The 12,343-nt window shown below is 72.8% G+C and carries 10 protein-coding genes; 1 reads left to right on the top strand and 9 read right to left on the bottom strand.

The features are described from left to right. Positions 1-35 precede the first annotated feature (35 nt). The 8 genes from LZ495_RS20310 to LZ495_RS20275 form a co-directional block, all read right to left on the bottom strand. Positions 36-1,358 carry a geranylgeranyl reductase family protein gene (locus tag LZ495_RS20310; RefSeq protein ID WP_268823075.1) on the bottom strand — a complete coding sequence of 441 codons (1,323 nt, stop codon included), beginning with the start codon at positions 1,356-1,358 and terminating at the stop codon, positions 36-38. Between the two features lie 161 nt (positions 1,359-1,519). Further along, positions 1,520-2,224 (bottom strand): MOSC domain-containing protein, encoded by a 705-nt coding sequence (locus tag LZ495_RS20305; protein ID WP_235053870.1) that lies wholly within the window; start codon positions 2,222-2,224, stop codon positions 1,520-1,522. A 79-nt stretch (positions 2,225-2,303) separates the two neighbouring features. Beyond that, a complete protein-coding gene (locus tag LZ495_RS20300; protein WP_235053869.1) occupies positions 2,304-3,848 on the bottom strand; it encodes a N,N-dimethylformamidase beta subunit family domain-containing protein in 1,545 nt (514 codons plus the stop codon). Between the two features lie 66 nt (positions 3,849-3,914). Then, on the bottom strand, positions 3,915-4,616 hold the full coding sequence (locus LZ495_RS20295) for a demethylmenaquinone methyltransferase (RefSeq protein ID WP_235053868.1): 702 nt from the start codon (positions 4,614-4,616) through the stop codon (positions 3,915-3,917). A gap of 137 nt (positions 4,617-4,753) precedes the next feature. Beyond that, complete coding sequence (locus LZ495_RS20290) at positions 4,754-6,013, bottom strand: amidohydrolase family protein (RefSeq protein ID WP_235053866.1); 1,260 nt, start codon at positions 6,011-6,013, stop codon at positions 4,754-4,756. A 108-nt stretch (positions 6,014-6,121) separates the two neighbouring features. Beyond that, entirely contained in the window at positions 6,122-7,336 is a 1,215-nt protein-coding gene (gene mqnC, locus LZ495_RS20285) for a cyclic dehypoxanthinyl futalosine synthase (RefSeq protein WP_235053865.1), read from the bottom strand. A 40-nt stretch (positions 7,337-7,376) separates the two neighbouring features. Beyond that, on the bottom strand, positions 7,377-7,958 hold the full coding sequence (locus LZ495_RS20280) for a pyridoxamine 5'-phosphate oxidase family protein (protein ID WP_235053863.1): 582 nt from the start codon (positions 7,956-7,958) through the stop codon (positions 7,377-7,379). A gap of 56 nt (positions 7,959-8,014) precedes the next feature. Further along, positions 8,015-8,932, bottom strand: a complete 918-nt coding sequence (locus tag LZ495_RS20275) for a menaquinone biosynthetic enzyme MqnA/MqnD family protein (protein WP_235053861.1) — start codon at positions 8,930-8,932, stop codon at positions 8,015-8,017. Positions 8,933-9,259: 327 nt separating this feature from the next. On the opposite strand from LZ495_RS20275, the gene LZ495_RS20270 reads away from it, so the two are divergent. Then, complete coding sequence (locus LZ495_RS20270; protein WP_235053859.1) at positions 9,260-10,612, top strand: hypothetical protein; 1,353 nt, start codon at positions 9,260-9,262, stop codon at positions 10,610-10,612. 154 nt (positions 10,613-10,766) lie between these two features. Here the strand turns inward: LZ495_RS20270 and LZ495_RS44935 are convergent, their stop codons facing one another. Further along, entirely contained in the window at positions 10,767-12,110 is a 1,344-nt protein-coding gene (locus LZ495_RS44935; RefSeq protein WP_235053858.1) for a lipase family protein, read from the bottom strand. Between the last annotated feature and the right edge of the window lie 233 nt (positions 12,111-12,343).

The raw sequence follows: 12,343 nt of genomic DNA, 5'->3' as shown, positions 1-12,343 counted from the left end.
CGGATCGGAGGGCCCGCTTCTGCGTCTGCGGAGGGTCAGGCCGCCGGGGCGATCTTGACCATGCCGTTGATGATGCGGTCCATCGCGTCGCCGCCGCGCGGGTCGGTGAGGTTGGCCAGCATCTTGAGTACGAACTTCATCATCAGCGGGTGCGGAAGCCCGTGCTTGGTCGCGAAGTTCATGACCTTGGGCTCGCCGATCAGCTTCACGAAGAGCCGGCCCAGCGTGTAGTAGCCGCCGTAGGTCTGCTTGAGGATGCGCGGGTAGTCGTACAGCGCCCGCTCGCGGCCCTCGGCGGTCTTGCGGGCCAGGGCCTGCGCGATGACCGTGGCGGCGATCTCGCCGGACTCCATGGCGTACGCGATGCCTTCGCCGTTGAACGGGTTGACCATGCCGCCCGCGTCGCCGACCAGCAGCAGGCCCTTGGTGTAGTGCGGCTGGCGGTTGAAGCCCATCGGCAGCGCGGCGCCGCGGATCGGGCCTTCCTGGTTCTCCTCGGTGTAGCCCCACTCCTCGGGCATGCCCGCGACCCACGCCTTGAGCAGCTCGCGGTAGTCGATGTCCTTGAAGGAGTCCGAAGTGTTCAGCAGGCCGAGGCCGACGTTGGACGTGCCGTCGCCCATGCCGAAGATCCAGCCGTAGCCCGGCAGGAGGTCGTTGCGGCCGTCGCGCTTGTCCCACAGCTCGAGCCAGGACTCGAGGTAGTCGTCCTCGTGGCGGGGCGACTTGAAGTACGTGCGCACCGCGACGCCCATCGGGCGGTCCTCGCGGCGGTGCAGGCCCATCGCGAGGGACAGGCGCGTGGAGTTGCCGTCCGCGGCGACCACGATCGGGGCGCGGAAGACCTGCTCCTCCTTGGCCGGGCCGACCTTGGCCCGGACCCCGACGATCCGGCCGGTGCGCTCGTCGAGCACCGGGCCGGTCACGTTGGTGAGTTCGTGCACCTTGGCGCCGGCCGCGGCGGCCTGGCGGGCCAGGATGTCGTCGAAGTCGGTGCGCTTGCGGACCAGGCCGTAGTTCGGGAACGCGGCCAGGTCGGGCCAGTCGAGCTCCAGCTTCATGCCGCCGCCGAGGATGCGCAGGCCGCGGTTCGGCAGCCAGCCGGCCTCCGGCGAGATGTCGATGCCCATCGACACGAGCTGCTTGACGGCCCGCGGCGTCAGGCCGTCGCCGCACACCTTCTCGCGCGGGAACGACGTCTTCTCCAGCAGCAGCACGCTGCGCCCGGCCTTGGCCAGGTGGTACGCGGTGGTGGACCCTGCGGGGCCGGCGCCGACGACGATGACGTCGGCTTCATGCGCGGAATCGGCCCGCTCGGCACCGGTTGCGGCGGACTCGGCAGACACGGACTCGGTCAACTCGACTCTCCTGAGGTGTGCCGGGCGGCGGCTCGGGGGTGCTTCGGGTGCCGCGGGGTGGTGCGCGTGCTGCGGTGCGGCGCTGCCAAGTCTAGGGCGGGCGGAGGTGCGCCCCGGTCCTCGCCCCGGCGGGCGGGTGCGGGACCGGGGCGCGCCGCGGTTCAGTCCGCGTCGGTGAGGCGGGACGGGATGTCCTGGTCGGCGCCGTCCGCACCGGAATCCGCGTCGGTGCGCTTGCGGGCCTTGTCCCGGATCTTCTGCGGGAGTTCCTCGATGTCGACCAGCTTGCCGAGCAGGTCGGGCTCGCTGGTCACCGCGCGGAAGACCGTGCCGATGTCCACCCCGTGCCCGGGGCGGTGCACGATCTCCACGGTGTCGCCGGCCCGGACCTCGCCCGGTTCGAGGACGCGCAGGTAGGCGCCGGGGCGGGCGTCCTGCGTGAAGCGCTTGATCCAGCCGCGCTCGCCGAGGAACCCGGCGAAGGTGCGGCACGGGATGCGGGGCACCGACACCTCGAGCAGCGCGCTGCCCACCCGCCAGCGCTCGCCGATCACCGCACCGGTGACGTCGATGCCGACCGTGGTGAGGTTCTCGCCGAAGATGCCGGGGCGGATCTCCGCCTCGATGCGGTCGGACCACGCGGTGAGGTCCTCCCAGGCGAACGCGTACACCGCCTGGTCGGGACCGCCGTGGTGGCGCAGGTCACAGATCGCGTCGCCGGCCACGCCGCTGCCCTCGGCGGGCGCGGTGAGCCGGACCGGTCCGTCGACCGCGCGCTTGTCGATGCCGGTGACGGCCATGTCGGAGTGCTCGGTCGGCGTGGCGGTGCCGATGTTGACGGACTTGACGGACTTCAGCTCAGGCATGCCGACACGCTACCGACCGGGACAAGCGGATTCGGCTGCGCCCGGCGCCGATCCGCCCCGGGTTTCCCGCGTGGTCCGTTCAGCCGGGCAGTTCCCCGGCGTTGGCGCGCGCCGGGTGGGCCTTGCCGGCCGGGCCGGCCGCGAAGACGCGCAGCACGTTCTCGGTCACCTGGGTCGCGAACCGGCGGGCCGCGTCGTCGAGGTACTGGCCGCATCCGGTGCCCAGCGCGCACACCCAGCGCATCGTGCCGGTCGAGAAGACCGCGGAGCCGGACGGGGTCGTGTAGTAGGACGCGTTGGCGAAGTCGTTCTTGCCGCCGCACACCACCGGCGAGTGGCTGAGCACCTGGAGGGGCTGCGGCGGTGCGGGGTCGCGCACCACGCGGTCGTACTCGACGCCGACCAGGCCCTTGTACGAACTGCCGCGCTGCGCGCCGGTGCCCGCGAACATCCAAGCGTCCGGGTCCCACACCACGAACGCCGCGTTGCCGGGGAAGCACTGGTAGTAGGTGCCGGTGAGAACGTTCTCGGGACGCGAGTGCGGGGGCAGCCGCCAGTCCTGCGTGGTCTCGGCCGGGTCGTCGGCGCGCATCGGGTCCTCTGCGGCGGACTTGTAGCAGACCACCAGGCGGCGGTCGCCGAGCGCGGTCCGGCCGAAGCGGATATGCCGGTTGACCGCGTTGGCGCCGAGGAAGGCCAGATTGGTGCCGGTGTCACGGAGTGCGGTGGCGTGCTCGCGCATCCCGGTGGACCAGTACTCGTCGTGGCCGAGCGTGATGACCGCGGCGGCGCCCTCGAACATCGCCGGATCGGCGTCGAGGTCGACGTCGGTGGCGTACGAGACGGGCAGGCCCATGCGCTCGGCGAGGGCCACGAGCGGGAGTTCCATGTTGAGGAACCCGGACGCGCCGCTGCTGTCGTACGGCCGGTCGAAGCTGACGATGCGGGCCCGGTCGCTGTAGTCCTTGGGCCCGTTGTAGAGGTTGTGGCCGCCCCACTCGTTGTAGGCCTGCCAGGTGGTCACCGCGTTGAGGAGCACGGTGCGGCCGCGGGCCTGGCCGCTGCGGACCGTCACGGGCACGTACGTGGAGAAGCCCGCGTCGGAGGCGAGGAGCAGCAGGTAGGAGCCCTCGGGCCAGTCCGCGGTGGACACGGCAAGGGACGGCTTCCAGTCGGCGTGCACCGTGTTGACGCCGGCGTCGACGACGGGCGCGGGCTGCTTGGCGCCGGGCACCCGGGCGGACTTCCACACCTCGCGGCCCTTGGCGCCGCCGTACCAGCCCATGCGGTACGCGGTGGCGGTGAAGCCGGGTGCGGTGGTCGAGACGAACAGCCGGAACTCCTCGCCCGGCCGGACCGCGATGCGGTCCGCGTACCCCTCGATGGACCGGGCCGGGTCGAGCCGCAGGCCGGTCTTCCAGGCGTCGGTGCCGGGCCGGGCGTTCTCGGCGGCGACGTCGAAGGCCCCGCCGGCCTTGGCTGCGGCGCCCGGTGCGGACGCCGAGCCGCCGGGCGGGTGCGGTCCGGGGCCGTCTCCCGCGGAGCAGGCGGCGGTGCTGCCGGACAGGGCGAGTACGGCGGCGACCAGCAGCGCGGGCCGGCGCAGGGGCCGCTTCGGCCGCATCGGCATCTCCTCGGCGGACGCCCGGGCCCGGCCCCGGTGGCCGGGCCGCGGCGTCCGATGCCGTGCCTAACGATCCAGGGGCTTGAAGGCACGGTGCATGGCGACGATGCCGCCGGACAGGTCACGCCAGGCCACGCGCTCCCAGCCCGCGTCGCGCACGAGCGCGGCGAGCCCGGGCTGGTCGTGCCAGGCGCGGATCGACTCGGCGAGGTAGACGTACGCCTCCGGGTTGCTGCTGACCTTGGTGGCGACCGGCGGCAGCGCCTTCATCAGGTACTCGATGTAGACGGTGCGGAACGGCTTCCAGGTGGGGTGGCTGAACTCGCACACCACCAGGCGCCCGCCGGGACGGGTGACGCGCAGCATCTCGGCGAGGCCGACGCCCGGGTCGGCGATGTTGCGCAGCCCGAAGGAGATGGTGACCGCGTCGAACACGCCGTCCGCGAACGGCAGGCGCATGCCGTCGCCCGCGGTGAACGGGAGTTCGGGGTGGCGGCGCTTCCCCTCGCGGAGCATGCCGACGGAGAAGTCGCACGGCACGACGGTGGCGCCCGCCTCGTGGAAGGGCATCGAGCTGGTGCCGGTGCCGGCCGCGAGGTCCAGGACGCGCTCGCCGGGGCGGGCGTCGACGGCTCTGGTCACGGCCTTGCGCCAGAAGCGGTCCTGGCCGAGGGACAGCACGGTGTTGGTCAGGTCGTACTTCTCCGCGACGTCGTCGAACATCTGGGCGACGTCGCGCGGCTTCTTGTCCAGGGAGGCTCGGGTCACCGGACCATCTTCGCCTGTCGGGCGCCTCGGCCCGCACACGCGGGTCCCGCGTGCCGCAGCGTGACGCCCCTGCAACCCTCCGCCGCGGCCCGTCGCGCGGCCTGCGCACGGGCTGCGGCCGCGGTCCGGGCGGGACTTCAGCGGCGGTGGACCAGGCGGCCGTTCAGGGATGTGCCGATGCAGGCGCCGGCGCCGTGGGCGAGGAGGGATGCGTACGGGTCGAGGTCCGGGTCGGCGGGGTCGGCGGGGACGTCGAAGACGGCGAAGTCGGCGGGGAGGCCCTCGGCGAGGCGGCCGGCGTCGGCAAGGCCCATGGCCTGGGCGCCCCCGAGCGTCGCGGCCTCGACGAGGCGGCGGTCGAGGTCCGCTGCGGTGTAGCCCTGGCGTACCGCCAACTCCCTTACTGCCGCTGCCTCTTCCCAGAGGTCCAGGGACGGGGAGGAGGCCAGCGAGTCGGTGCCGATGGCGAGCGGGGAGCCTTCGGCGAGGTAGTCGGCGACCGGGGCCTCGCCGGCCTGCAGGATCTTGTTGGAGCGCACGCACAGCGCGACGGGCGTCTGGCGCTTGCGCAGGATCTCGCGGTCCGCGGCGTCGAGGTGCACACCGTGCGCGACGTGCACGTCGGAGCCCAGGACGTCGAGCGAGTCGAGGTAAGCGGCGGGGGCCAGCCCGCTTCCGCCGTCCAGGAGTTCGTGGTCGAAGCCGACGACGCGGTTGACCGTCTCGAAGAGGCCGGTGCCGGACCGGACGAACTCCAGCTCGTGCGCCGACTCGGCCAGGTGTGGGTGGACGCGCAGGCCCTGTTCGCGGGCGATCGCCACGGACTCCGCAAAGACCGCGGTGCCGACCGTGTACGGCGTGTGCGGCGACACCCCGAGCGTGCGGGACAGCGGCGTGGCGAGCGCGTCCAAGAGGCGGGCGCGGCGCTTCTCGGTCCAGCGCGGGCCGTCCGAGATGACCTCGATGTACGAGATCCCGCGGATGCCGGAGCGGGCCACCGGGACCAGCACGCAGCGGTGGGTGACGATGTCGGCGACCGCGGTGGTGCCGGACTTGAGCATCAGGTGCACGCCGCGGCGCGCGCTCTCCTGCCAGCGGGCCTCGGAGTAGCCGGCGCGCTCGCGGTTGATGGCCGCGAGCCATTCCGGGAACGGCAGGCCGGACTCCGCCAGATGCCCGAAGTCGGTGTACTGCAGGTGCGCGTGGGCGTTGACGAGGCCAGGCGTGAGCACGCCGCGCCACTGCCGTACGCGGGCCGCCGGGAAGCGCTCGGCGAGTCCGGCGGCCGGGCCGACGGCGGCGATCCGGTCGCCGTCCACCAGCACGGCGCCGTCGCGCAGCGGCGGCCCGCCGGCCATGGAGAGGACGACGGGGGCGGCGTGCAGGGTGAGCGGCATGGGTTCAGTGTGCCGGGGCGGGCGGCCGTCCGGGAGTCCCGCCGCGGACGTACCGGATCGGCAGCCGGACCACCGGCGGTGCGGTCGGCCGCACCGCCGGTCGATGCGTCAGCGGGCCTCGACGATGGTCAGCTCCGGGTGGGCCGTGCCGCCCTCCAGTGCGGTGGACGCCAGGTGCGAGACCACGCGGTCGTCGACCGGGTCCTGCGCCGGGTCCTCGTGCACCGCAAGGTGGTTGTACGTCGTGTCGCGCTGCGCCGGCACACGGCCCGCGGCGCGGATCAGGTGGATCAGCTCCATGCGGTTCGACCGGTGCTTCGCGCCCGCCGAGGACACCACGTTCTCTTCCAGCATGACCGACCCCAGGTCGTCCGCACCGTAGTGCAGCGACAGCTGGCCGGCCTCCTTGCCCACCGTCAGCCACGAGCCCTGCAGGTGGTTCACGTTGTCGAAGAACAGGCGGCCCACGGCGATGATGCGCAGGTACTCCAGCAGGGTCGCCTGGGTGCGGCCCTTCAGGTGGTTGTTCTCCGGCTGGTAGGTGTACGGGATGAACGCCCGGAACCCGCCGGTGCGGTCCTGCACGTCGCGGATCATGCGCATGTGCTCGATGCGCTCGGCGTTGGTCTCTCCGGTGCCCATCAGCATCGTGGAGGTCGACTCCAGGCCGAGCCCGTGCGCGGTCTCCATGATCTCGAGCCAGCGCTCGCCGGACTCCTTGAGCGGCGCGATGACCTGGCGCGGGCGGGCGGGCAGGAGTTCGGCGCCCGCACCGGCGAACGAGTCGAGGCCGGCCGCCTTGATGCGGGTGATGGCCTCCTCGATCGAGACGCCCGACACCTTGGCCATGTGCTCGACCTCGGACGCACCGAGCGAGTGGATGACCAGCTGCGGGAACTCCGCCTTGATCGCCGCGAACGAGCGCTCGTAGTACTCGACGCCGTAGTCCGGGTGGTGGCCGCCCTGGAACATGATCTGGGTGCCGCCCAGTTCGACGGTCTCGGCGCACCGGCGCAGGATCTCGTCGAGCTCGCGCGACCAGCCCTTGTCGCTCTTCGGCGGCGCGTAGAACGCACAGAACTTGCACGCCGTGACGCACACGTTCGTGTAGTTGATGTTGCGCTCGATGATGTACGTGGCGATGTGCTCGGTGCCCGCGTAGCGGCGGCGGCGCGCCTCGTCCGCGGCGCGGCCCAGCGCATGGAGGGGCGCCCGGACGTAGAGCTCCAGCGCCTCCTCGGGCGAGATCCGCCCGCCCGCGGCGGCCCGGTCCAGCACCGGCTGCAGGTCGGACCCTACGGACTCGGGGGCTACTGCACTCACGGGACGACCCTCCACGGACGACTTCGGACCGGCTCCGAGCCTAACCGGCCGCAGGGCAGTCCTGTGCCGCGGGCAGGGCCGGGAGGCCGTCGATGCTGTCGCGGTTCTTCTTCGCCATGTAGGCCTCGACGTCGTCGGGGCTCTTGCCGTCCCAGTAGCTGCGCAGCAGCGGCCGCTCGCCAACGTAGTCCATGAAGGGGATGGAGAAGCCGCAGCTGTCCGACACGCGTGTGACGTGGACCACGACGATGGCGCGGATGCCCGGCTGGTCGGCGTCCGCGAAGTGCTCGGCGAGGCCGGGCCAGCGTGCGTCGTCGGGGCGTATCGTCTCGCCGCGGCCGTGCAGGCGGACGACGGTGGGCGGGCCGGAGAACGCCGTCCACATGAGCGTGATGCGGCCGTTCTCGCGCAGGTGCGCGTGCGTCTCGGCGCCGCTGCCGGTCCAGTCCAGGTACGCCACGGTCCACTCGTCGAGCACCGCGAACGAACCGGCGTGGCCCTTCGGCGACACGTTGACGTGGCCGTCGGGGTCGAGCGGCGCGGTCGCGGTGAAGTACACCGGCTGATCGAGGATGAACGTCTTCAGCCGTCCGCTGATGCCTTCTGGATAAACCTTGCCCATGGGCGGCCAGCCTGGTTGACGCGCGTCAACCAGGACAAGCCTTTATGACCGACATCTCATGCTTCGAGCAGCGAGACCCGCACATCCGCGGGATAACCCGTGTCGTGCGCGGTGCGCCGCGCGAACTCGGCGATGCCGGCCAACTGGCGCTCCCCGAGCGAGAAATCCAGCGCGGTGGCGAAGTAGCGCTCCAGCGTCGCCGCGTCGAACGCCTCCCAGCGCGCCGCCTGTTCGGCCACCTTGTCGACCTGCGCCATGGACAGGTCGCGGGAGTCCAGGAAGGCGCGGTGCACTTCGCGGACCCGCTCCGGGTGCGCGGCCAGGAAGTCGCGGCGGGCCGCCCACACCGCGAAGACGAACGGCAGGCCCGTCCATTCCTTCCACTCCTGGCCCAGGTCGTGGACGCGCAGGCCCAGCCGCGGGGCGTCGTGCAGCGAGGCGCGCAGCGCGGTGTCGCCGATCAGCACCGCGGCGTCCGCTTCCTGCATCATCAGCGGCAGGTCGGGCGGGCAGGTGAAGTAATCCGGGCGCACCCCGTCGCGCTCCTCCAGGAGCAGGCGGGCCAGCCGCACCGAGGTGCGCGAGGTCGAGCCCAGCGCGACCTTGGCACCGTCCAGATGCGACAGCGGCACCTGGCTGACCATCACCACCGACATCACCGGGCCGTCGCTGCCCACCGCGATGTCCGGCAGCAGCACCAGGTCGTCGGCGTGCCGCAGGAACTCCACGAGGCTGATCGGGCCCACGTCGAGGTCGCCGCGGACCAGCGCGTCGTTGAGGTGGTCGGGGGTGTCCTTGGTGAGCTCCATGTCGAGCAGCGCCCCGGTGCGGGCCATCGCCCAGTACAGCGGGAGGCAGTTCAGGAACTGGATGTGGCCGACCCGCGGCCGGCGCAGGTGGTCCCTGCCGTCGGCGTTCGCGTTCGGCCCGGCGTGCGCTCCGGCGGCACCCGGATCGCGGGGCGCCGTGTCCATGTTGTCCACCCCTTGAGACTATGCCCGCTGCCGCGCCGCGCACTTCGAGGGGCGGCCCCGCGAGTGTCACCGCCCTGCCACAACCAGGGCCGCGGCCCACCAGGACCGGCCGCAACCTGGCATTCTCGACGGCAAGGGGGTACGGGGACGGCATCGGCACGCCTCCTCCGACCTGCCGGCAGACGACCCTGCGGCATCGGAACAGCCGCACCGACCCGCGGCGCCGCGACTTGCGGCGCCGAGGTGCGGCACCGCGGCTTGCGGCGCCGCACCCGCTGCACCGACGTACGCACCCGGGACCAGCCCGGATCACCGACGGAGGCCTCCATGCACCCCGGTCCCACGTCCTATCCGGGCGACGGCGGAACACCCCGGAGCGGCTCCGGTCCCGACCACGGCTCGGGGTACCGGCCGCCCGGCAGCCCGCCGCCTCCGCAGCAGCCGCCGGCGCAGCCGGGCTGGCCCGGGCCGGCCGGGCAGCAGGGCGGGCAGGGCGGCGGTTCGGGGCCGGGCGTGTACGAGGCGCCGACCCAGGCGTACGGCGGCTATGGCAGCGGCAGCACGCCTTCGGGATCGCCGTACGGCCCGTCCGGGTCCGCGGCGCCCCCGGCACCGGCGTACTCCCCGGCCGGCGCACCGGCTTCGTCCGACTCGGGCTACCCGCCGCAGCCGCAGTACGGCGCGGCGCCGGGCGGGGTCCCGGGACCGGTACGCGCGGGCGGGCCCGGTGGACCGGGTGGACCGGGTGGACCGGGTGGGTCGGGTGGCCAGGGCGGGGGCCGCGGCACGCGGGCGCCGGGCGGGCGTCCGCAGTACGGAGTGCTGCGCGGTGTCGTGGCGTTCCTGTGCCTGCTGCTCACCGTGCTGCTGACCATCCCCGCGATCACCGCGTCGTGGCTGAAGGAAGAGCTGATCTCGGAGTCCGGGTTCGCCGACAACGCGGCCCAGTTGATCGAGAAGCCGGCGATCCGCGACGAGATCCGGAGCCGCATCTCCAACGAGATCCTGGTCAAGACCCGGCTGCCGGCCGAGACCCGGAGCATGGTCGACACCGCGGTCGGCCAGTTGATGGAGACCGAGGAGTTCCGGCAGGCCTGGAGGCAGGGCGCCGCGACCGCGCACGACATCGTGGTGTCCACCCTGCTCGGCAAGGACTCCGCGGTCACCGACGTGCAGGGCGACAACCTGACCATCAAGGTCCAGACGCCGCTTGAACCGCTGTTCGCGGAATTGAACAAGGCCGGCGTCAAGGTCGACCGCACCCTGGTGCCCCGCGAGATCCCGGTGTCGCTCGCCGACATCCCCGAACAAGCCGCCGTGCAGGACTCGTTGAAGGGCATCGACGACGCGGGCTGGATGCTGCCCGCGCTGGCCATCGCGCTGCTCGTGGTCGGCGTCGCGGTCGCGGTGCACCGGCTGCGCGCGCTCGCGCTCGCCGCGATGGGCACGCTGGTGGCGTCCGGCGTCCTGCTGATCGCGGCCAACCTGGCGCGCTCGCCGGTGGTCGACGAGGCCACCAAGAGCTCGACCCTGGGTTCGGACGCGACCGGTGCGGTGTTCGACGTCTTCACCGACTCGCTGGTGACGTACTCGTGGACCGTGGTGGTGATCAGCCTCGTGGGGCTGGCGGGCGCGGGGATCGCGGGGGCGGTGCTGCGGCAGCGGCGTACGGCGCGCTGAACGTGCGTGGGACCTCGGGAAGATCGGCCTGATCACGACCACCGATCGATCCGATCCCTGAACGACGTGATCGACGTGATCGACGACAAGTGGCCCTCGGTCCCCGTAGTCGGGGCCGAGGGCCACGTTGTGTCGCGTCGCGGGGCGCGGCGCGTCAGGACGCGAAGGTGCAGACGTTCTCCGGTGCCGTTCCGGCCTGCCGGGCTTCCACCCACGCGACGATGTCCAGGCCGGCCACCGACACTTCGGTGGGGTCGTGCGCGAGTTCGGGGTACGGCCGGTACTCGATCTGCGCACCGCCCGCGCACAGCGACTGCGCCATCGGCAGGTTCAAGGCCGCGAGCGGGTCCTGTCCGCCCTGCAGCATGAAGACCGGCACGGCCGGCTTGGCTTTCTCCGGCGCGCTGGCCTCCAGTACCGCGGTGATCGGGCCGAGGTCGGCGTCGGCCTTCAGGATGTCCGCGATAGGCGGCAGCGCGGCCTCCTGTTCGCCGGCGCACCCGGTCCACGCCGCCTCGGCTGCGGTCAGCCCGGCCGGCGCGAGGATGTCCTCCGGCTTGACCGACGGGTCCACCGCGGAGGCGCCGTTGACCAGCAGCAGGAAGATGCCGATGTACGGCTCGGCGGTGGCGTCGCGCTTCGCGACCAGGCCCGGCATCAGCTGGAACGCGTTGCCGGGCGCGACCGCGACGGCGCCCTTGAGGTCGAGTTCGGAGGCGTACTCGGCGGCGTAGGTCGCGCTCCACAGCGCGGCGTGGCCGCCCTGCGAGTGGCCGGCGACGTACCAGGTCTTGCCGACGCCCGGATCGATCGAGCGGGCCGCGCGCACCAGGTCGAACGTCGCGTACGCCGCGGACTTCCCGTTCAGGTACGGGTGCTTGACGCCGTTGACGCCCATGCCGACGTAGTCCGGCTGCACGACCGCATAGCCGCGCTTCACGAACTCGGCGAGCATCTCGCCGGCGCCCTGCCGGTACGGCCCGAACCCGCGCGACGGCGCGCACTTGGCCCCGATGCCGGTGGTGCCGTGGTCCCAGGCGATGACCGGCCAGCCGCCTTCGGGCGCCGGGCCGTTCGGCAGCGCGACGGTGCCTGTGGCGGCCACCGGCTGACCGTCCGGTCCGGTGGTCCGGTACATGACCAGGAGTTCCTTGCCGGCGCCCTGGATGGCCTCGGAATTCGCCTCGACCGGGCGCTGCCGCACCACGTCGCCGGGGTTGGCGCCGGGCAGCGGGGTGGGCGCGTCGAAGAACGCCTCGCCCGCCGGTACGTCGCCGGACGGCGGCGCCGAGGAGGAACTGCCGGACGGGGCAGGGCTCGTGGACGAGGAGACGCCGGCCGAGGGCGACGGCGCCCCGGTGGTCGGCGTGGCCGCGGGGGCGGGCGCCGCGGAGGCGGCGACCTGCCCGTAGCGCTCGGGGCGCCGGTCGTCCCCGCTGCGGCTGCAGCCGGCCGCCGCCAGGATCCCGACCGCCGCCAGCACCGCGACGCGCCGCACGCTCCGCCTCCGGCTCCGGCCGCCCGCGCGCCCTGCCGGTCTCACCCGTTCCGTGCCGATCGACCGCATCTGCTCGGCCCCCACCCGCATCGTGGATAGAACACGTTCTAAGGTCCGGAGCAGTATCGCCGTACCACCTGACGGGAACAAGACAGTCGGCCGTGCAGAAACGGCCGGCTCGAGGGCCGATCACCCGGTGCGGAACCGGAGGGGGCCGACAAAAAGCGGGCCGC

The organism is Yinghuangia soli (assembly GCF_021502675.1).
GTDB lineage: Bacteria > Actinomycetota > Actinomycetes > Streptomycetales > Streptomycetaceae > Yinghuangia > Yinghuangia soli.
The sequence above is the reverse complement of the archived record's forward strand: the minus strand, read 5'-3'. Positions and strand labels throughout refer to the sequence as shown.